General features: G+C 57.0%; 15 protein-coding genes. 7 read left to right on the forward strand and 8 right to left on the reverse strand.

From position 1 onward, the window contains the following. Positions 1-105 precede the first annotated feature (105 nt). Positions 106-1,311, reverse strand: coding sequence for an AI-2E family transporter (locus RISK_RS25885; protein ID WP_236696717.1), 1,206 nt, complete (start codon positions 1,309-1,311; stop codon positions 106-108). 219 nt (positions 1,312-1,530) lie between these two features. Beyond that, positions 1,531-3,213 (reverse strand): COG1361 family protein, encoded by a 1,683-nt coding sequence (locus RISK_RS25895; protein ID WP_047817235.1) that lies wholly within the window; start codon positions 3,211-3,213, stop codon positions 1,531-1,533. A 469-nt stretch (positions 3,214-3,682) separates the two neighbouring features. Between RISK_RS25895 and RISK_RS25905 the strand changes: the two genes are divergently transcribed. Beyond that, positions 3,683-5,275, forward strand: a complete 1,593-nt coding sequence (locus tag RISK_RS25905; protein WP_047817237.1) for a DUF4153 domain-containing protein — start codon at positions 3,683-3,685, stop codon at positions 5,273-5,275. A gap of 363 nt (positions 5,276-5,638) precedes the next feature. Further along, positions 5,639-5,956: a DUF1589 domain-containing protein gene (locus RISK_RS33720; RefSeq protein ID WP_150122706.1), complete on the forward strand. Its 318-nt coding sequence runs from the start codon at positions 5,639-5,641 to the stop codon at positions 5,954-5,956. On the opposite strand, the gene RISK_RS25915 is transcribed toward RISK_RS33720, so the two are convergent. Further along, positions 5,860-6,420 carry an REP-associated tyrosine transposase gene (locus RISK_RS25915; RefSeq protein ID WP_047817265.1) on the reverse strand — a complete coding sequence of 187 codons (561 nt, stop codon included), beginning with the start codon at positions 6,418-6,420 and terminating at the stop codon, positions 5,860-5,862. The two genes, RISK_RS33720 and RISK_RS25915, sit on opposite strands and share 97 nt — an antisense overlap. A gap of 121 nt (positions 6,421-6,541) precedes the next feature. On the opposite strand from RISK_RS25915, the gene RISK_RS30415 reads away from it, so the two are divergent. Next, a complete protein-coding gene (locus RISK_RS30415; protein ID WP_083435180.1) occupies positions 6,542-6,709 on the forward strand; it encodes a DUF1589 domain-containing protein in 168 nt (55 codons plus the stop codon). Between the two features lie 139 nt (positions 6,710-6,848). Here RISK_RS30415 and dnaB read toward each other — a convergent pair whose 3' ends face one another. Together dnaB and RISK_RS25925 are read right to left on the reverse strand one after the other, a co-directional pair. After that, on the reverse strand, positions 6,849-8,297 hold the full coding sequence (gene dnaB, locus RISK_RS25920; protein ID WP_047817239.1) for a replicative DNA helicase: 1,449 nt from the start codon (positions 8,295-8,297) through the stop codon (positions 6,849-6,851). Between the two features lie 100 nt (positions 8,298-8,397). After that, positions 8,398-10,137 carry a DnaA/Hda family protein gene (locus tag RISK_RS25925; RefSeq protein WP_047817266.1) on the reverse strand — a complete coding sequence of 580 codons (1,740 nt, stop codon included), beginning with the start codon at positions 10,135-10,137 and terminating at the stop codon, positions 8,398-8,400. Positions 10,138-10,633: 496 nt separating this feature from the next. Between RISK_RS25925 and RISK_RS25930 the strand changes: the two genes are divergently transcribed. The 4 genes from RISK_RS25930 to RISK_RS25945 all read left to right on the forward strand — a co-directional run bounded on the left by RISK_RS25930 (position 10,634) and on the right by RISK_RS25945 (position 17,054). Then, the gene (locus tag RISK_RS25930) at positions 10,634-11,317 is read left to right on the forward strand and encodes a Maf family protein (protein ID WP_047817267.1); all 684 of its coding nucleotides are present in this window, start codon (positions 10,634-10,636) and stop codon (positions 11,315-11,317) included. Positions 11,318-11,558: 241 nt separating this feature from the next. Beyond that, a complete protein-coding gene (locus tag RISK_RS25935) occupies positions 11,559-12,458 on the forward strand; it encodes a DUF1573 domain-containing protein (protein ID WP_047817268.1) in 900 nt (299 codons plus the stop codon). 93 nt (positions 12,459-12,551) lie between these two features. Further along, complete coding sequence (locus RISK_RS25940) at positions 12,552-14,033, forward strand: DUF4346 domain-containing protein (protein ID WP_047817240.1); 1,482 nt, start codon at positions 12,552-12,554, stop codon at positions 14,031-14,033. Positions 14,034-14,336: 303 nt separating this feature from the next. Beyond that, positions 14,337-17,054, forward strand: a complete 2,718-nt coding sequence (locus RISK_RS25945) for an O-antigen ligase family protein (protein WP_047817241.1) — start codon at positions 14,337-14,339, stop codon at positions 17,052-17,054. An 18-nt stretch (positions 17,055-17,072) separates the two neighbouring features. Here RISK_RS25945 and RISK_RS25950 read toward each other — a convergent pair whose 3' ends face one another. Genes RISK_RS25950 through RISK_RS25960 form a run of 3 tightly spaced genes read right to left on the reverse strand, consistent with a single transcriptional unit; the run spans position 17,073 to position 21,798 of the window. Beyond that, entirely contained in the window at positions 17,073-19,397 is a 2,325-nt protein-coding gene (locus tag RISK_RS25950) for a site-2 protease family protein (RefSeq protein ID WP_390173968.1), read from the reverse strand. Positions 19,398-19,423: 26 nt separating this feature from the next. Next, entirely contained in the window at positions 19,424-20,875 is a 1,452-nt protein-coding gene (locus RISK_RS25955; protein WP_047817242.1) for an efflux RND transporter periplasmic adaptor subunit, read from the reverse strand. Further along, positions 20,869-21,798, reverse strand: a complete 930-nt coding sequence (locus tag RISK_RS25960) for an efflux RND transporter periplasmic adaptor subunit (protein ID WP_047817243.1) — start codon at positions 21,796-21,798, stop codon at positions 20,869-20,871. The genes RISK_RS25955 and RISK_RS25960 overlap by 7 nt, the downstream gene beginning before the upstream one ends. Positions 21,799-21,800: the final 2 nt, after the last annotated feature.

Below are 21,800 nucleotides of genomic sequence, written 5' to 3' on the forward strand. Positions count from 1 at the left end.
GGACCGGAACATGCCATGACATCCACGGTCAAATAAACTGCGTCTCATCATTCGCAAAGCTCATGCCGGTTCTCATTCAAAACGTGGCGAATGCGCGTCCCCGCTTCACGACGTCGCCATCTCAGCGATGGGTTGATCCTCTTTGATGGGTTCACAATCCTCCGTGCTTTCGTCACACGATTCTTCCCCCAGAACAACAGCCAGCGGGAACGTCGAATCGAACGCGGCGAAGATCTGGCGCATCATGATCAGCATCGGGACAGCCAACAAAACACCGGGCAATCCCCACATCACTCCCCAAAACGCAACCGCGACCAAAACCACAATCGGGCCGACTTTCAACGTTCGACCGACCACGGCGGGTGTGATGAATTGCCCTTCGATCGCGGTCACCAACCAGAACGCAAACGCGGTCATCAGCGCTCGCGTGGAGGAGTCAAACGCACTGCCTGCAGCCAACAACACCAACCCCGTCGCCCCCAAAGGTCCGACATAGGGAATGAAATTAAACAATCCCGCCAAGACGCCCCAAAGAATCGGCGTCGGCATTCCCACCGCCCACATGACCAGCGTCGCCGCGACAGCCAGCCCCAAATTGATCGCACTGATTTGTGCGAGATAGCGGCCGACATTGTCCTGTATGTCTCCAATGGTTCTCAAGACGCTCTCGCGCCGCTCCTCATCGGGCAACACGTTCAAGATTCGATTGAGAAGATCGTCCCCCGTCGAAAGCATGAAGAACGTCAACACGGCAATGGCCATGATGAACGCCAACACGCTTCCGGTCGTGTTGATCAGATACGAAGAATCAATCAACCCAGGCTGATCCACTTGAATCTTCAGTGTCTGCTCGACACCGATTTCTTCCCCGGTCTTTCGCACTGACTCTTCCGCTTCATTCACCTCATCGATCCGCTCGGTCAGAGAATCGAAGTTACCTCGAAATCGATGCAAGCTCTCGGGCGCACGGTCCATCCACGTTTGCATCGGTGAATAGAGAAGCGTTGCGATCAAGGCGATCGAAAGGAACGCAACCAGAATGACCAAACCACTGGCCAACGACTTGGGAATCCCTCGTTTGCAAAGACGCGAAACCGCGGGTCGCAACGTCAGGTACGCCAGCACAGCGATTGACAGCGGCACAAACAAAGCCGCCCCCAGATACAGCAAACCGCAGAGCAAACAAATAGCGATCACAATCAGCCACGGATCGCTTCCCCCGGAAGGCGAATGAGAGTCGACGATCGATCTCGTTCTGCCCGAATCAACCGGACGATCGATTCGTATTCGCTGCTGAAACGAGTCGCCCATGGAAGCTCAAAGGTTGTGGGGATCGAAAGGATGTGAAAGCATTGTTGCGTTTCGAAGATCACGAATCACACATCAGTCCCCAACCAGTCGCAAATCTCATTCCGATCGCGATTGCCTGCAGGAACCGACCCAACGAAAAACAGGCCCGCAGCCAAAAGAGCCGCGAGCCTCTGGGGTCAGTCGTCCGTCGTTCGCCAGTTCAGACTGGCATTCAACCGATCAGCGTTTGAAGATCCGTGTGGGTTCTTCCGCGGTGATTTTCGACGACAACGATTGGCTGGCCAATTGAGTTGTCAATCGGACCGAACCTTCTCCATCGCCTTCGGCTTTCACGGTGTAGGTCACTTCATCACCAGGCTGCATCTTCTTGATGGGAGCAAACTGGATCGACTGGCCATCTTCCTTCAACTCCGTTGGCCCATCAGCGGACACGAACTTCAACCCATCTGCCAGCTCAGCGGTCAGACGAACATTGTTGTCGATCGCATCGCCTTCGTTCCAAACCTTGATGGTGTAAATCACTTCGCTTCCGTCTTTGACAGGGTCTTCGTCGTCAACGACCGTCAGTTGAAGTGCCGGCAGACGAACGACCTTGGCACGGGCCATCGCAGTGGCGGTGGCACGCGTCGTCGCATTTTCTTCCGATTTGGCCGGGTCGACCGTGCAAACACTGGTCGCCTTCACCTTCGTGGGAATTTCGTCCAATTCTCCAGTGCGAATGGCATAGTCAATCGTGGCACTTTGGCCGGGATTCAGTTTCTCAATCGTCAGCATTTCCTCGGCCATCTTGGGCGAATTGTCTTGCTGTGATTGCTCACTGTTCTTGCCGTTCTCCGAGTTTGAACCCGACTGACTGTCCGATTTTGCAACGGTTGGCTGACCTTCGGACTGCTTCTTCGAATTGCTCTGTTGCGATTGATCGCCGGACTTCAACTGCGGCTCACTCAGATCAGCCAGGTTGGCTGCTGCAGGCCACATCAGGTTGATGCGAACGTCTTCGGCAGGAGCATTGCCTTGGTTCGTGATCGTCGCAGTGAAGTGCGCCAAGTCATTCCCATACAGACGGTTGGGACCATTGACATTTGCCACCAAGTCAGCCGAAACCACTTTGGTCTGCGTCTTTTGACTGCGTGAACTCAGCTCGCTTTCGTCTGCTTTCGCCACAGCACGGCTGCCAAATTCACCGCTCTTGGACGCATAGACGCGAGCCAAAAACTTGCGAGTGTCACCGGCTTTCAGCCCGTCGACATTGAACTTCAACTCTTTCTCACCATCGATCGTGGCCAAACCATCGCCCAACGAATCCGTGATGGTGATTGGACCGACATCGCCGCTGCCGCCGTTCTTCAGCGTGTATTCCACCTCGATGACGTTGCATCGATTGGCCTCTTTGGGCGCAAACTTGGTCAGTTCCAACTTGGGCTTGACGGCCTCGCTGGTCAAACAAATCGCAGGTTTGTAGCTGACCACTTCCAAGCAACTACGGATCTCACCTTCTTTGTCCGCAACCGCTTCGACGTCGAATTTCCTCGACTCTCCCGGCTTCAGCATTTGAATCACCATTTGATTCTTGCTGTTGTTGTTCTTCTTCTGTTTGTCTTCGGACTGCGACTTCTTCTCGTTCTGTTGCTTGCCGGATTGAGAGACGGATTCGATGGTCAGTCCTTCTGCGCTCTTCTGCGCCAACTTCACTTGATGAAGCGTGACCGCGTCAGAAATGTTCGTGACCTCGACGGTGTAGTTGAAACTCTCGCCGAGACGAACCTCCTCCGGCATCTGACTGGACACCTTCAAAAACCCATCGCCGGTCGAAAGGGACGTTTGAGCTTGGGCGGATGGAAGCAGGGAAGCGGAGCAGATGGCCGCTGCTGCGAAGAAGAGACTTCTTCGGAATGAAGTCATGACATACCTCTTGCTAATTGTGAAATCGATCGTGAATTGAAAGGCGTCGCCACCTGACGACAGCACCGACTTCACGCAACGACTATGCCAGCCACCAACTTTCTTCGATGAAGAACCGAAGAATCTGTCTGGTTCGGAGCATCGATTGGTTGATGCCTCGACTTCCACGCGAACGGAGCCATCGATTGATCGCTGAACGCGCACGTTGGACACGAATCAAACGCCCGTTTCGCCGCCGCGTTCTTCGGAGCCGAACCGATCGATCGACAATGACCCACCAGACCGATCGCGAAGCGACCAACCGTTCACAATCCCGGTGATCGGCACGCCTGCAACCGTCCGGTCTATACTGAGGTTGCCCGTGGCAGGTCTGTTCGATCCGGAACAGGTTGCCAGAAAGAGGTGGCCGGAACAGGTGGCGTTGTTCTCATGTGCCTCCGGGTCTTTTCTCACACGAAGGTGATATGCGATGTCCAGCAACCTGAGCACCCCGGCCGACCCCCTGCCTGATTCTCCCTCGAAAGCGGCGGGTGAAGACCGTGGGATTCCGGTTCGTTTGGCAACCCGCGAGATCACCGCGGCACTTGTTTGGACATTCGCTGCGGACGTGCTGATCTTCCGGCTGGCGACTTACTTGTCGATCGCAATCTTCTTGGTGCTGACGCCGATCCTCTTTCGATATGCAACCCAAAACCTGCCTCACCGACGCTCGCTGGCCATTTGCGGGGCGCTGTCCGGCTTGGTTGCTCTGAGATTGCTCTGGCAAGGTTCCCCGTTGGCAATCTTCTCGGCAACGGTCTTGGTGGTTGCCATGTCGATGGCCGCCAGCGGTGTGGTTCCTTTTGTGTTGGAGGGCTTCCTTTGGTTCGGCCGCAGTTTCGTCACGGGCATCGACCGTATCTCTCGCTACCGATTGACCAGCCAAGCGATTGATCAGGTTCGCAGCCATCATCGACTTGCTTCAGTCCTGCTTCCCGTCGCCGCCGTGTTGGCGTTCGGAGGGATTTTCGTGATGGCCAACCCTGATTTGGTTTCCTGGGTCAGCGGGCACGTTCAGTCCGCCTGGAACATCACCTTGGATTGGTTCAGCAATTTTTCCGTTTGGGAAATCCCGTTCTGCGTCTTGGCGCTGACGATCGGCGTGGGATTGATTCGCCCGCTCCGTCCGCATCTGCGATTCGGCGACCAATCGGAAAACCAGCCAGCGATCGCTTCGGCGGAATCGAGTCTCTACTTCGCCTATCGCAACACGTTGATTGCCGTCGCGACACTCTTCGCCGCTTACTTGTGCTTTGAATTCTGGACGCTTTGGCGACGGGATTTCCCAGAGGGTTTTTACTACGCCGGTTACGCTCATCAAGGCGCCGCGTGGCTGACCATCGCTTTGGGACTGGCAACGGTTTCTCTCTCGGTCATCTTCGGACGCAGCCTGCTCGCCGACCCTCGCATGCCCAAGGTTCGTTGGTGGGCGTGGATCTGGTCCGCGGAAAACCTGCTGCTCGCCTTGGCGGTGTACAACCGTTTGCTGATCTACATTGGCTACAACGGCATGACGCAACTTCGCATGGTCGGCCTGTTCGGGATCACCGCCGTCGCGATTGGATTCGCATTGGTCGTTTACAAGATCGCGACCACCAAGAATTTCTGGTGGTTGCTTCGCTCACAGATGTTGGCCTTGACCATCGTCGTGATCGCCTACAGTGTCACGCCGGTCGACTACCTCGCACACCGCTACAATGTTTCCAAAGTCAACACGGGATACCCAGCTCCCTCGGTGATGCTGGCAGTCAAACCCATCAGCGATGAAGGTTTGCTCTCCACCTTTCATTTGTTCGAACACCCCGATCCGATCATTCGAGAAGGCGTGCAAGCACGGCTGGCCATCCGCGAAGCAGAACTCGCTGCGTCGGGTTCGACTCATTGGAGTGAACTGCAAGGTGCCACGCGATTGCTCGCGTCACGGCTGGCCGATCACCCGGAACTCGCCACTCGATTCGCAAATCCCGCCCATCGCCAATCCACCCTGCAACGTTTCAAAGACTACGCGATGCAGTGGTATTGAGATTTTCAATCCTGACGGCTCAGGACAACAAGGCTCCGAGTGGATGCAACAACAAAGCGAGGCGTGTTCGCAGTCGGGCATGTCCTTGACGTGGCAACTCAACCGGCCAGCAACCATCGCCAGGTAGAACCTGGCCGACACTCGATCCGCTCGTAGGCCAGGTTCCACCTGGTTTCCACGCCGACGCTCGGGAACAAAGCGAGGCGTGTTCACGGTCGGGCATGTCATCGACATGGTAAATCGCCCCGCCAACCCCCATCGCCAGGTAGAACCTGGCCGACGCTCGATCCGCTCGTAGGCCAGGTTCCACCTGGTTTCCACGCCAATGCTTTGGCACAAAGCGAGGCGTGTTCGCAGTCGGGCATGTCCTTGACGTGGCAAATCAACCGGCCAGTCACCATCGCCAGGTGGAACCTGGCCTACACTCGATCCGCTCGTAGGCCAGGTTCCACCTGGCATCCACGCCGATGCTTTGGAACAAAGCGAGGCGTGTCCGCAGTCGGACATGTCATTGACGTGGCAACTCAACCGGCCAGCCACCATCGCCAGGTGGAACCTGGCCGACGTGATTCTTCTTGGCAATGTCACGGTTCACCCCAGTTGCTTTTGCTGGCTTGCCCGAACTCCGGATCGCTTCCGCCCCAATCCAACTCGTACAGTCCTTCTTCTACGAATCGATGAAAGCTCGAAAAAGGGTAGTCGCGCACCCGACTCACCAAATCGTGCTTGCGTGGATTCCAATGCACGTAATCCACACATCGTTCCAAATCTTGTTCATCCCGAACGGTGTGCTCCCAGAATCGAGGTTGCCAAATCCCCTTCCTTCCTTCGCGTCGTTCCGCACTCGTCACCGGCAACTCTTTCCCTCCCCGGTCGAGGTAACGCTGCGTGAAGCCGCGCTTGATCCCCTGCCATCGAGCCGAGTAGTCCGAATCCCCGCGTGGCAAAATCCAAACGCAATGCAAATGATTGGGCAACAGACAGATCGCGAACAAGTTGAATGGGTGCGACTGCCATTGCTCTTTCAACGCTTCCCGCAAACAAGTCCGCGCAAGCCTCGATTGAAACAATGGCCGACGTTGATAGGTCACCACAGTGAAGTAGAACGTCCCGCCCGGCAAATGCATCCGACGAAAAACTGACATCCCCCGAGCATACCGGACGCCTCCAAGCGAATCCAACCACCACGCCCAGTGGCCGTCAATCCAATTCCGCGCGACATCGACGTGGCAACTCAACCGGCCAATCACCATCGCCAGGTAGAACCTGGCCTACACTCGATCCGCACGTAGGCCAGGTTCCACCTGGCATCCACGCCGATGCTTTGGAACAAAGCGAGGCGTGTTCGCGGTGGAACATGCCAGTGGTGTGGTGAACAGTCCGGCCAGTCACCATCGCCAGGTGGAACCTGGCCTACACTCGATCCGCACGTAGGCCAGGTTCCACCTGGCATCCACGCCAATGCTTTGGAACAAAGCGAGGCGTGTTCGCGGTGGAACATGCCAGTGGTGTGGTGAACGATCCGGCCAGCCACCATCGCCAGGCGGGGCCTGGCCGACGGGAGAAGCAACCGTTAGAAGCCGCCGGGGCTGGTGAATTCTCGGTAGTCGTCGAATTCGCTGTGATGTTCCGCGGCGCGGTTGCTGAATCGTGTGAAGTCGCCTTCCCAGGTCAGCTCGACATCACCAACTGGACCGTTCCGTTGCTTGGCGATGATGATTTCGGCTTGTCCAGCGAACTGAGCTTTGTCCTCACCGCGGTGGTAATACTCTTCGCGGTGAACAAACATCACCACGTCGGCATCCTGCTCGATCGCACCCGACTCGCGAAGGTGAGACAACTTCGGGCGGTGATCCTTGCCGTCTTCGGCTTGCCGGTTGAGCTGTGACAAACACAGCAGCGGGACTTCCAGTTCACGAGCCATCCCTTTCAAACGACGCGCGATCTTGGCAACCTGTTCCTGCCGTGGGTCACGTGAATTATCAGGCTCGATCAGCTGCAAGTAGTCAATCACGACCAAGCCCAGACCGTCCTCTTTGCGTTTGATCCGACGGGCCGCGGCGGCGATCTCGCTGACCGTTCGACTGGGCGAATCGTCCACGAACAGAGGGGCTTGGCTGATGTCGTTGGCTTTGGAAACCAAGCGGTCACGGTCTTCGGAACTGATCGTCCCGTTTCGCAACCGGTGCCCGTTCACACGAGACAGACTGCACAGCATCCGGTCAGCCAATTCGATCGCTGACATTTCCAAGCTGACGAACAAAACCGGTTCGCGCTGCACGATTGCAACGTGCTCGGCGATGTTCATCGCGAGTGCCGTTTTCCCCATCGAAGGACGAGCGGCCAAAATGATCAGCTCACCGTGGTGCAACCCACCCGTCATTTGGTCAAAGTCGGTCAAGCCGGTTTCGGCACCGCCTTCGACGTAGTCGTCACGCATCCGGGCTTCCATGCGATCCATCGCTTGGTGCAGCACGTCGCTGATCGCCCACACGGAGTTGCCAGAACGCCCCTCCATGATCGCGAAAACCTTTTGTTCCGCTTGAGCGCACAACTCCTTGGCGGTGCCAGTCTGTTCGTAGGCATCTCGTAGGATCTCGGTGCCCGATTCGATCAAGCGACGGAACATCGCTTTCTCACGCACAATCTCACCGTAGAACGCCGCGTGCGCCGCATTGGCGACACTGCCACCAAGCTGTGCCAGATACGCCGCACCGCCGACCTTTTCAAAGTCACCGGCAGTTCGCATACGTGACACCAACAACGTGATGTCAATCTTTTCCCCCGAGTCAAACATGTCTCGAAGGTGGCGATAGATGATCTGGTTGGCTTCGTCGTAAAAGTCATCTGCCTTCAGCGACGCGATCTCGTCGCAGATGTCGGGCATCAACAGGACGGAACCGATCACGCCCATCTCGGCTTCGCGATCAAACGGCTGTTGCCGCGCAAGAATCTCGCTGGTCGTGGCTTTCTTTTCCTTCTTGCCGCGATGGGGTCCGTCAAACTTGTTGTCTGCGATCATCCGTGAAGCTGCCGTTGGGGTCGGATGGATGGTTCAAAGAAACGAATCCATTGGAAGTGATCGAAACACCGCGAATGGATGGCAATGAGTGGACTGCCAATCAGCCCACCCGCAAGCGTGATTCCACGCGAGCGATGGCGTCTTGTGCTGACATGGCACCGTCGCCAGCACCAATCGGTTTGCCACTGGACAACCAAGTCTCCACTTTCGTGATGGCGGAGATCGCGTTGGAGTGGCTGCGTCGATTGAAGTGCTTGGCAATTTCAGTGAACGCACTGCCGGTGTGTTGACGCGCCAAGTACATCGCCAGGGTGCGAGGTTCACTGACCCGTCTTGTTTGAGCTTTGCTGCGCAGCCCGTCTCCTTCAAGCCCGAAAGTCTCACAAACCGCTTTTTCGATGCTTCTCAAAGTCGGGGCCACCTGGGTGCTTCGCAACAAATCTCCACCATAACGACGAATTTCGTCGATCGTGGGTTCGCGACGGAACATTCGCTGCAACATGCCAATCAGGTTCGCGATGCCACCCGCAGCACGGGCGTCGCCGCCAATCAGTTCGCTGACTTCTTCCAACAAGGCGTTGTCACATCCCAGCACACAGCGGGTGGCGACCATCCGCTGCAACAGCTGAAATCGAGTTTGTTGATCGATCGCCGCCAGCGGACAGACCAACCCCGATGCCATCCGCCCGGCCACTTCGCCGGTCAACCCGCGGATGTCACTGGGAGGTAGGTTGGCCGAGAAGACCAGCGGTTTCCCCGCCGACGCCAAGGTTTCCACGGTGTACAAAGCTTCTCGCAACGTCGCCGTTTTGGCAGCCAAGAAGTGGACGTCGTCGATCAGCAACGCGTCCACGTCCCGGTATCGTCGGCGGAAGGCTGGCAAACCGGTCGAGCCCACCGACACGACAAAGTCATTGGTGAATTGTTCCGCGGTCAGCAACACCACGCGTCGCATGCGCCGGCGAGTTCGAAACTCATTTGCCAAAGCCGCCAACAAGTGGGACTTGCCCGTCCCCGTGGGGCCGTGCAAGAAAAGCGGCGTGGCAACAGATGGTGTCGCAACCGCCATCATCGCCGCGGAGAATGCGAATTCGTTGCAGGGACCGGTGATGAAACTTTCCAGCGTTCGGCCGCCAGTCGGTTGCGATTCGGGAAGCGGTGGAAGCTTGGATTTCGACGCGCGGGGTGTCGAGACGACGACTTCCTCGTCATCCATCTCTTCATCGTCGAACTGATCTCCCTCAGGCAACTCCGACGCCGCGATGGGATCGTGTTCCACCCGACCGCGTGAACGACCTCGTCCACCACGCGAACCACCGGATCGGTCATCGCCAGTGGCGGTGGATTGAGCAAGCAAGTTGGCCAAACTATTGGCTGATCCGCGACGGCCACCGGATGACCGTCCCGTGCTGGCACGACCAGTAGAGGCACGACCACTGGTCTGCCGCGCCGTCGAGCGGCGCCCGCCGCTGCTCTTCGTGCTCGCTTTCTCTTCCGCAGCGACCTTGGCCGCGCGAGTTCTTTTTTTGGGGGCGGGTTGCTCCGCTTCTTCCACGTCAATGCGATATCGAGATCGCTCACCACAGGCAATCATCGCCGCGGCGCGCAATTCGGTTGCGAAGCTGTTGCCCATGCGCTGCGCGGCAAACGGACCACTGGTTCGTATGACCACCACCACGGTTGGCTTGCCATCATCGGGTGACTCGCCGACCTCCAAGTCGAAGCCAACCCCATGGGTGAACCACAACCGGTATCGGTCAGCGCCGATTCGTTGATGCAGAGCCTCGGCGAACCGTTCAATGGCTTCTTGCGTCTCGATGCTACCTTGCGTCGACGACATACCGGTTGCGCAGACCTCCCTCATGGATTTTGTTAACACGGGCGACGAATCGGGCGGCCAGCGTGGCTGCGATTCTTCGAAGCGATGAGTGTCGCCGAGTGATGTGCTCCCTCACGACGTTGGGGCAGATTCTAGGTTTGCTAGCAAACAAGTCAAATAGATTGAGTGAAGTTTTGGAGCGTGGGCGCCGACACGGCGGGAGGCCACTCAGCGGGGTCGGGAAATCCCGAGCCGATCGCGATCCGAGATCATGACGGAGTCTGTTCAGTGTCGGCAAGGCGAGTTTAGTGACTGGTGGAAAAACTGTCGGTAACCTTTTCCACACAAAACCTTCTTCAAATTGTCACGTTCGTAAACACTCCTCACGACAACACTTACGACCACCAACCCTTGTTGATAAGAATTTTGACGCGAAAATCGGCGTTTCGGCACTGTCGCGGGTGGCGGCCCTGTGCCATCCGATAAACTGACGGGCATGATGAGCGAACTCCCCCTGATGAACGACCTCCCGCGAGCCGAGTTGCCCGGTTCTCAAACCGGAAATCCGGAACCATTGATCCTGGCCAGCGGGTCCCCGCGACGGGCCCAATTGCTGGCAGCGGCAGGTTACGAATTCTCGGTTCAACCGGCCTCGGATTCTGCCGAGTGTGGCATCTGTAGCCGAGAGACCGCCCCCGAAATGGTGGCCCGGTTGGCCTACCGCAAAGCCGCCGACGTCGTCGCCCGAATCGATGACGGGCTGGTCTTGGCCGCCGACACGGTCGCCTCCTGCGTGGGAAGCATTTTAGGGAAACCGCATGACCGCGATCACGCGGAAGAAATGCTGCGTTTACTCAGCGGTCGCGAGCATGATGTTTACACCGGCGTCTGCTTTTGGTCGCGTCGGGACGAGAAATTCGTCGTGGATGTGGTTCGCACTCGGTTGCGAATGGCAGAGCTGAGCAAAGAACAGCTGCACGAACACCTGGAGAGTTTGCAGTGGGAGGGCAAGGCAGGCGCTTTCGGCTATCAAGACGGGAACGACTGGTTGACGGTCATTGGCAATGATAGTGAAAGCAACGTTGTCGGATTGCCGATGGAACGACTGGCGGAATTGTTGGAAAATTTCAACCAGAACGCCGAAAAGATAACCACCCCGACGACCGATTCGATTGAATCATCCGATTCAAGCTGCTCCTGAGTGCAAGCACTTTAGGGAGCAGAGGCGGCGAAGGACGGCGTTGACGAATCGAATGTCCCATTGCCCACCCAGTACCCTCGTGCGATTGTCACCGTGTCACTGCCGTGACTGACCGCGCCCTAGCAGATGGATTTGTTTGATGATTGGATCACTCGTCCGCTCCAGCCTGACCGGTTGCATTGCCTTGCTCGCCGCCCTGTCGCTGGCTTCTTCAGCCAACGCACAGAACTGGGCTGAAAAGATGTTCACCGAGACCAAACATGACTTCCGAGTCGTCGGGCGTGGCACCAAAGCTGAATTCAAATTTGAATTTCGCAATCTGTACGAAGAAACAGTCCACGTCCAAGGCGTTCGCAGCAGCTGCGGATGCACCACGCCGACGGTGTCGGACGACACTCTGGAAACCCACGAAACCAGTTCGATCATCGCGACCCTGAACACGAGCACCTTCATCGGTCAAAAAGCAGCCACGGTGACGGTCGTGTTTGATCGACCGTATTATGCCGAAGTGCAGTTGCAGGTCAGTGGATTCATTCGCACCGATGTCACGTTTGATCCGCCCGAAGTTGACTTCGGTCAGTGCAAAAACGGCGAGGTCAAAGAGCAAGACATCACAATCACGCATCGCGGCAACTCGAATTGGCGATTGACCGACGTCCGCAGCCACTGCGATGACTTCGCCGTGAAGTTGGAACAACCAACCGTTCAATCGAACATGGTTCAGTACAAGATGCGTGTTCGGATGAAGGAAACGATGTCCGAAGGCGAAATTCGGGAACGCCTGACGTTGGTCAGCAACGACACCAAATTCCCAACCATCGAAATGTCGATCGCGGGAATGATTCGTCCCACGATCAGCGTGTCCCCCGCCGCCGTCAGCCTGGGGACCACCGAGTCGGGCCAAACGGTCAGCAAACGACTGCTGGTTCGCGGCGAAGAGCCCTTTGAAATCCAAAAGGTTCTTTGCTCGGACGATCGCTTTCAGTTTGAAATTCCCGAAGGCAAGAAGAAGCTGCACTTCTTAGAGATGAAGTTCACCGGCGGTGACAATCCTGATCGCGTCGCTCAACGAATCCAGATCGTGACCGACCTGCCGGGTGACAAGACCGCGGAGTGTGTTGCCACCGGCACAGTGAAGTAGACTTCACGTCAAAGGTCCATTCGCCGATCCTGAGACGAAGGGATCGCTTGGGCTGATCTCGGGCGAACGCCCTTCGCCCCATCGTCACGTTGCATGCTAACTTCGCCTCCCACTCTGACCGCCGACTCGCACGTTCACTTTCTGACCGGGCGATTGGCGGAAACCGCGGTCAGCGAAGAGGCCACTCGAATCGCCAACAAATTTGGTTGCCGTCACAGCGTGGGGGTGGTGCCAATCACCGTGGCCGCTCTGATCACTCCCAAGTGGCTTTCTCGGCACTGGGAGATTCCCGAGTCGGCAACGCATGTGATCCTGCCAGGTTTTCTCCAGGACAACCTGGAAGCCGCCGGCGATTTGGCCGCGCCGCTGCTGGGACTGATCCAGCAAACTTCGGCCGAAGTGATCTGCGGCCCCAAAGACTGCCGAGACCTGCACGCCTGGATGACCGGTCGCCAAGAATCCGTTGACCTGTCAGCGCACTCGATTGAAATCATCGCCGAGATCAATCACGCGCCGCGTTTGCCGGTCGCGGAAGTCGTCCAACTCGCGAATCGTTTGCAAGCTGACGGCGCGGACCGAATCGACGTGGGCTGCGATCCTTCGCGACGCTGCCAGGCAATCGGTGACTATGTCTCCGCCTTGATCGACGCTGGCCACACGATCAGCATCGACACGTTTGATCCGCGTGAGGCCGGCGACGCGATTCGAGCCGGCGCGACGTTGGTCCTGTCGGTCAGTTCGGCCAATCGAGACGCCGCGCGGGATTGGGGATGTGAAGTCGTTGCGATCCCGGATGTGCCCGACGATCTCAAAAGCTTGGATCAAACAATTGAATTTTTGATCCGTCACAGCATCCCATTTCGCGTCGACCCGATCCTCGAACCCATCGGGTCGGCCTTCACCCAGAGTCTGCTGCGTTACACAGAAGTTCGACGACGGTATCCCGAGGTCGAAATGTTGATGGGAATCGGCAACTTGACCGAACTGACCGACGTGGATTCGGCGGGAGTCAACTTTTTGCTGCTCGGAATCTGCCAGGAACTCTCGATTGGCAGTGTCCTGACGACGCAAGTGATCAATTGGGCCAGATCATCCGTCCGCGAATGCGATATTGCTCGGCGACTCGTTCACCACGCCGTCTCTCGCGGCGTTCCGCCCAAGCGGTTGTCCGAGGAATTGGTGATGCTTCGTGATCCAAAGTTGCGACCACACTCGGAAACGGCACTGCAGGCGCTCGCGGATGGTGTGAAAGACAACAATTACCGATTGATCGCGCAAGATGACAGCCTTCACATGATCAGCGCGGGGTTGCACCTGACCGGCAAAGACCCGTTCGAACTATTTGCTGAATTGATGAACCGCCCCCAAGCGGACAACGTGGACGCTGCGCATGCGTTTTACTTGGGCTACGAAATGGCCAAGGCCACGATCGCGTTGACGTTGGGCAAACAGTACGAACAAGACCAAGCGTTGCACTGGGGACATCTAACGGTCCCAGAAGACACCCACCGGATCGAGCGGACCAGCCGGCACGCCCCCCAGCCTCCCAAGAAAGACGACACCGCCAACGGCTGAGTGTCTCTGCTGGCGAAATCGTTTGCCATTTCTTTGCAGCGAGGGGGAGGGCATCTGACCAACCTAACTGTGTTCGGATTGATGTCGTCGCAAGGGACTCAATCGCTGCAGTTGATCCCCTTGGTCCCCAACCGAACACTCCGAACGTTTTAACATTTCGCGAATGCGGTCTTGCCCTTTGAAGCAATCGGGTAAAACCTAACCAGAGATTCTCGATTCGGTTCCTTTGGTTCGGTTGCCCACGTGTCAGTTCTGCGTACCACGTTGCTATGGATCTCCGCCGCGATTTTGGTCCTGATACCAATGTGTTTGGCGGCGGACTACGGCGGCATTTTGCATTGGAGTCAATACGTCGCCGCGGCCGGCATTTTGCTGGCCATGGTGTTGTCGCTGATTGGATTGACTGACACGACGGCGTCCAGCGGTTTGCGGCAGCACAAATTGTTGCTCCCACTTGGTCTGTTGGTGCTGCTGGCATGGATTCAGGCGTTGCCGTTGCCATCGGGACTGATTGGACTGCTCAGTCCGGGTTCCAACGCGGCGTATTCGACCTGGTTGGAAGGCTTGGTGCCAGCGTCCGAGCAACCGTCCGTTCATCCCGTTTCGGTTTCTCCGTTTGACACCAAACACGTCGCCTTGTTGCTGACGTTTTTGCTGCCGCTTTCCTTTGCTGCTTCGATTGTCTTTCACGCTCGCAATCGTTTGACGATGTTGCTCAGCGCGATCGCGATCACGGGAGCCTCGGTGGCCATCATTGGGTTCTATCGCAAGCTCGATCCGACGGCGGACCTGTGGTTCTTCACCTCCAAATCCAACGGTTTCGCCGGTTTCGTCAATCGCAACAACGCGGCGTTGATGCTCAACTTTGGAATGGCGGCCAGTCTCGGACTGTTGTCCTGGCGGATGATGGCGCTTCACCACATTGAACTGGACGATCCCGATTTTGAATTCAATGATTTGCTGGCACTGATTTCCGACCGGGAATCCTTGATCGGGCTGCTTTCTTCGATCACCTGTGTCGCCGGCTTGCTGCTCAATGGATCCCGAGGCGGGGTCGTTGCGGCTTTGTTTGGATTGGTCTGCGCGTTTGGCTATGTCCGCCCCCGCCGCGGTCTGATCGGACTGCCTATTTTGGCAGTTGTGATTGGCATCTCCGTCGCGATTCTAACCGTGCCGATGCAGCTGAACCTGGAAACCATCTCTCGCTTGGAACTGATCTCGGCTGACGCCGACACGCTTCAGAAAGATGGACGCCTGCTGCACTGGCAAGACGGCTGGAAAGCGGCCATGGCATACCTGCCAATGGGATCAGGAATCAGCACGTATGGCTACTCTTACCTGCCCTATCAATCGCAGAGTCCGGGATCGTGGTTTGAACACGCCGACAACTTGTGGTTGGAAATGTTCGTGGAGACCGGATTGCCCGGGGTGGTGATCGCCGTGCTGTTTTTCACCATCCTGCTGAGCTCGCTGCGTCGCTTGTCAACGTCCGCAGACCCCATCGATCAAGGCGTCCGGGTGGCGGCTTGGTATGCCATCGCCGCCGTGATGGTGTCCCAGTTCTTTGACTTTGGATTGATTGTCCCCGCCAACCTGTTCGTGGCGTTGATCCTGGCAACCGCCGTTGTTTCCCGACAGGTTGCCAGCGGTGGATTGCAAGCACCGACATTGGAAGACGAAGACGATCCTTACGAAGCGATGGCGATGGCCGACCCGGAATACGCCATGGCGATGGCCGCTGCCGAGCGGGAAGCCGAAACAGCCACCGAATCGATCGACGCCGAACAATCTGCAGCAACAAATGCGTCCACACGCGGCAACAAGATCAAACTTCAGTCGACCTCCAAATTCGGGCGTCTGACATCGTCCGTCAGCGTGGGCATCTTCGCGGTGGTGATCTTCCTGCTGTCGGTGCTCGCGATCCCCGGCTTGAAAAGCGATGCGGAGTCCGAGTCATTGGTTCGCCGCATCCAAAGTGAATATTCGGGAATGAAGTTCCGCCCGGAAGTCTTGGAACAAGTCGAATCGTTGCTGACAGAAAACCTGAACCAAAATCCGATTCCCGAGACCCGCACGTTGCTGGCAGCCACCCAGCGCGACCGCGGTCGTTTGGCAGAAACACTGGAATGGCGTCCCGTCTCGATCGAACAAGCCGGTGAGATCTACGCCAAAACGAATCTGAATGAACGCGGCCTGGAATACCCACCACCGTTGGCCGCCATGACACGTGATCGATTGAAAAGCATTTTGCACTACGAGGATGCTTGGAACACGTCAATCGCCGGAATCGCGACCTGCCCGCTCGGCCAAGCTTCCCGTGCCACCTTGGTGCAATTGCAGTCCGTGTTGGATCCACAGCCAGAAACCAGCGTCGCGGTCAAACACCTCGCTAAATTTTATTCGACTGAACCCATTCGCCTGATGCGTCTAGCCAAGCGTGCTTTCATGATTGGGGATTTCGATTCGGCCATCACCACGTTCCACGACTCCATTGCACTGCGTCCCAACCTGACCTCGCAATTGATGCCCTTGTTCCGAGTCAATCAAGACACACTGCCGCTCCAAGAAGTCATCCCCAACGAATCACGGGCGATCGAATTGGCAGCCGCGGACGTGTTGCTCTGGGACGAACCTGACAGCGAATTCCTTCGTCATGCTGCAACCTCCATCGACTGCGGACGAGCCTCGAACTTGGCCGCGCGTGCCAAGTGCCAAGCTCTGCTTTCGCGAATTCACTTCGCGTTGAATGACATCGAAAACGCGACCCAGACCGGCGAAGAAGCCATTCGGTTGATGCCCGATGAGCCCCGCTATCGCGTGCAACTGATTGAACAATTTTTGATTTCAAGCAATCGCACCGATGCACTCCGACACGCACGACTCGGACGGGAAGCGATTCCCAAGGACAAACGGTTCCAGCAGTTTGTTGATCGCATTGCCGAAGCCGAGCGGAATGAGTTGCTCGAACCCGCGCTCCCGCAGGACACCAACGCTCCCAGCATCGAATCGATCTTGAACTGACGAAGCCAACGCCCGCTCTCAAGAGGCGTCTTGGGCCAACCATTCCCAGAAACGGCGTCCGAGACTTCGTTGATCTCGGAGGGCCATCCGCCCGGTCTCACCGGCGTGCACCCGGTGACTCACCGCAGGGGAAAGCGTCACGATGGACTGAAATCTCGGCGTCAGCAATTCGTAAGGGTCCGATGACTCCGAACGGGTCTTGGCGGGTGCGACCGGCAACGGTCCATCGACGGTCGCTGCGAGTGCGGGGTGGGGGATTTGCCGACTGGCACGTGGCTGCAACTTTTCGGGATACACCTCGATGATCTCACCGCCACGCAGCAGAACCTGCATGGGCTCTGCCTTCTGAAGCGTCGATCGGTAGGCATCCAAATCGGAATCTCCCACCGAGACCAGCAGTTCCATGCGTTGACGCACACCAACGTGAACCAGTTCTTCGCCGACGCGGACATAGGCTCCCTTGAGATCCTGCATATCCGTCGTCAAAATCTCACCGTCCCGTTGGGCGACGACACGCAGTGAATCGACTTGAGCATTCAGCTCCTCCAAACTGCGGCGAAGACTCTCGGCCTTTTGTCGCGCCGCTTCCGCTAAGCCGAGCTCCCCCAATCCTTCGTGGCGTTGCCACTTGATCTCTTCGGATTCCAATTCCAACTGGGTCGCATCACGCTGGGCAACCAATTCATGATCGGCCAGCTCCAGAATGACTTGTCCAGCCATCACCGCTTCTCCTGTTTGCATCACAACGCGATCCACGAACCCATCGATGGGTGATCGCAAAATCTGGTCATCGGCAAACCGAACCACGACGGGGACGGGACGGCTCAGCGGTGATGGCAACGTGACCACAAACTGCCCCAAGAACGAGAAGGTCACACAGGTCCAAATCGCCCGCCGACGATGCGACCACTTCGAGAACGTCTCACTCGAATCGGTGTAGTTCCACACTTTCTTGGCAAATTGAAGCGACGGCAGCATGACCCACAACAGAATTGCGGCCATCGCGACCAACAACCCCACCGGACCAGCCCACATCGACACCACCACAATCAAACCGCCCATCCAGACCATTTGAAACACGACGGACGCGGCCGCGTGACAGGCCGCAAATCCGCGTCGCCAACCCGATAACTTGCAACTCGGACCATGCATCGCAAACAGCTTGGTCTGCAACCAACCTCCAAACAGCTTGCGTCCCTGTTCTCGCAGATTGGGAATGTCGGTCCAATCCGACAACACGTAGTACCCGTCCAAACGCAACAACGGGTTCGCGTTGACCAACAACGTGGCGGGGCCCGCAATGAAAAAAATCTGGGCGGCAACGTGCGCGACAAATTCTGTCGGATGCCAACACCAAACCCAATAGGCAACTGATGCAATCAAGAGTTCCAGGTAGACACCTGCCATCGCGATGGAGGCTCGTGATTGACGATTGGGCAATCGCCAGGCATTGGTGACATCCACATAGGCCAACGGTGCGAACAAGAAGAACATCACGCCCGCCTTGCCGACTTGCACACCGTGCCAACGTGCGGAAACGGCGTGCCCCAGTTCGTGAATCAGCTTCAGCACACACCACAGCGCCAGCATCCCAACCCACATCTGCGAATCAAAGATCCGCATCAATTCCGCGGTCAATTGCTTTCGATGAAACAACGCGAAGACCATCGAGACACTGATGAACGAACCTGCGATCACCACGCCGTGAATGGAAAACAACGGCCGCATCACGGGCAAGGCAGCGTTTGCAGGAGCGTTGGCGTTGATCAATGGAAACCGCAAACTGATCAACCAAGAACACACCTTGATCAGCGGTGCGATGCAGCTCGCGAGCTTGCCGATGAGCCAGGGGCTCCATCTGTTTCGCTTGGAATCTGCAGTGGGCTCCGGCGTGGACTCTCCCAATGAATCCAAGTCCACGCTGGCGTTCATCGCGTCCGCGGGCGGCACTGACGTTTCGACTTGCTGACCGGGTTCCGACGCCGGTGAGTTGCACGACGGTGGTGTGCTTGCAGGCGTTTGTTCTGCAATGGCGATTTTCTGTGCCACCAAAACCGCGATGAAGTCCGCGATATCTTCGGCCGACCAATCCAATCCGTCCTGTTCTGCTTGAGCAATGATCTCCGTGGTCGACCGTTGCCCGTCCAACAGCATGGCAACGTGATGCTCCGCTGCACCAAACTGAAAGTGTTTCCCAGTTCCCGCGTGCGCGGCTCGAACCACGGTGACTCCGGCCACTTCACAAACGTTGAATTCCAGATCGGAATCCAAACGCACCTTCGGCGCGGTCATGGATGCCGGAGGACCGGACGGTTCGACCGATGCCGGACCGGCGGTTTGCATTTCGTCGTGAGCCACTTGGTTTGGTTTCACCATCCGATCATCCACCCCAGTCGTTTCACAGGGGTGCGAATCCATTTCCAAATCCAAGGGTAAGTGGGACCAATCACGACGGCTTCCCCCCGCATCCCCACTCGCAATGCCGCGTCGCTGTTTGGCAGTTCCGCGATCGCGACAAACACATTGGAATCGTCTCGAATGGTCGCTGCTGGCCATACCGAACGCACGCGACTGTCGAACGACCGCCCGTCCAACGCGGGAAACCACAACTCCACCGGAGCGTTCATTTCGACAAATAGAATCTCCGACTCAGGCAATTCCAATTCGACTTCGACGTTGCCTTCGGGAGCGATTTCCATCAGCGTCTGACCAATTTCCAGCGGTGTCCCCAAAGAACGCGTCAGGTCACCTTGGATGACGACCCCATCAATCGGTGACACCACGTCAAGCTTGTTGAGTTTGTCCTGCAACAACTCTGCCTTTCTCAACAACGTCTTGCGACGAAGCCCGGCCAGCTGAGCGGTTGCGATTTGTCCACTCGCCAACGCGATGTCTTCATCCTTCTGAGCTTCGTCGATTTCGGCCACCATTGATTCCAGCTCAATCCGCAATGGACGACCATCCAACTGCAACAGCGTTTGCCCCGCTTGGACACGGTCACCAGGGCGAACCATGGTCGCCAATAAAGTGGCATCAATCGGCGATGCGATCAGTCGTCCGTCCATTGCTGCCACCGTGGCGGTCGCATGCGTTCGATACGACATCGGGATGCACGTGAGGATCAACGTGACCAAGAAAGCAATTCCGATCAGCCCGCGTCTTGACCACCACTTGCTGATCTTGTTCGCCAAACGTCCCCAATGATCTTTGGCTGGTCGGCTGAGAAAAACAGCGGCGAACAGTCCCATCACATCGGCGGACAACATCCGTTGAAAGGTCTTGGCGTCAAAGTCGTCTGCACTCGGAGGCCGAATCCACACGCGGCAACACGGAATGTCGACGCTGTCGCTCTTTCCTTTCGGGCTGGACTTCGTAATGGGAATCGTGTCGGGAACCAACTCGATCACCAACGTTCCATTGTCCCACCGCGAAGTGCTCTCGGTCGCCGGTGACTCGGCTTCGACCGTGGACGCCAACCACTGGGCGTCAAAGCGTTGACGAATCGAGTTGTCAGCGCCCAGCCAACCCAGTCGTCCGTCATGCAATCGATGCAGAGAGCGCGTTCCCCATCCCAATCGAATGGTGTGTTCAGGCAGAACCTCGGTCAAACGCTGAACCAGCAATTCCGCTGCGGAAACCCGGTCCTTCGTCGATGCCATCTCGGTCAACCAAGCGTGCCACATCGACTGAAACATCTTCGTTCGCGAAACGGCGGATGAATCCTGGGTCAACGCCGCGTTGGAAAACGCCCTGGCGGTCGAGTTGTCCGTTTCGAACCAATCGGCTGCTGCGGAGTGGGGTTCGGAGGTCAGATTCACCATCGTTGAACTCCCGATGCTCGACGCTTGGAAATCGATTCGGGTGTGTCATCCACGCTGGATGGTTCCAACAACCGCATCGTGCAACGGTCTCCGGGACGAAGTTCACCGGATGGATTCTGGATACGGACCCGAATTTCGATGGTCCCGCTTTCACTGTTGATCGATGGGCCGATGGTTTCGATTTTGCCGTCAACCGTTTTTCGAGCCGCACGAAAATACACCTGAGTGTCCATTCCGATCTTCATTGCCATCGCCCGATCCGCCATCACATTGAAGACGCCTTGCAGAATATCGGTGCGGACCAAACGCACGATTTCAGGGTCCGAAGGTGTGATCGTCGCTCCCAAACCAGCCTTCTTCTCTGCAATCACTCCGTCAAAGGGAGCTCGGATGCAACGTCGTTTCCATTGCAATTCCAGACGGTTGGCTTCTGCCATCCGCAACGACCTTTGTTCCGTTGCGGTCAACAGACGAGCCTTGGCGACATTGAGTTCCATTTCCGCCCGGCGGAGCTCATCGGACCCCGCCATTTCATCGCGTAGCAAACGACGCAGGTGCTCAACTCGCACGGTCTGCAAATCCAGCGAAGCTTGGGCGGCATGGATCTCACCCACCATCGACGCTTGGATCTTGGCAATTTCCATGGAGGCTCGTTCGATTTCATCATCCAGCCTCGCGATCACATCGTTGGCTTGAACGCGCTGCCCGACCTTCACTGGGATTTCGGTGATGCGGCCCAGGTCTTCGCTGCCGAGGTAGATGTCTTCGATTGCCTGTGAGAAGCCTTCGTAAGCCGAATCGCCATACAACGCGACACCTCGCGAAGAGGTGGATTCCTTTTGGGCCAAGGCAAGATTTGACGACAGGCCCCATGCAATGAAAGCAGCCAATGCGATGATCGTCCGTGATGTTCGTTTCATCATGC

This window comes from Rhodopirellula islandica, from assembly GCF_001027925.1.
Classification (GTDB): domain Bacteria; phylum Planctomycetota; class Planctomycetia; order Pirellulales; family Pirellulaceae; genus Rhodopirellula; species Rhodopirellula islandica.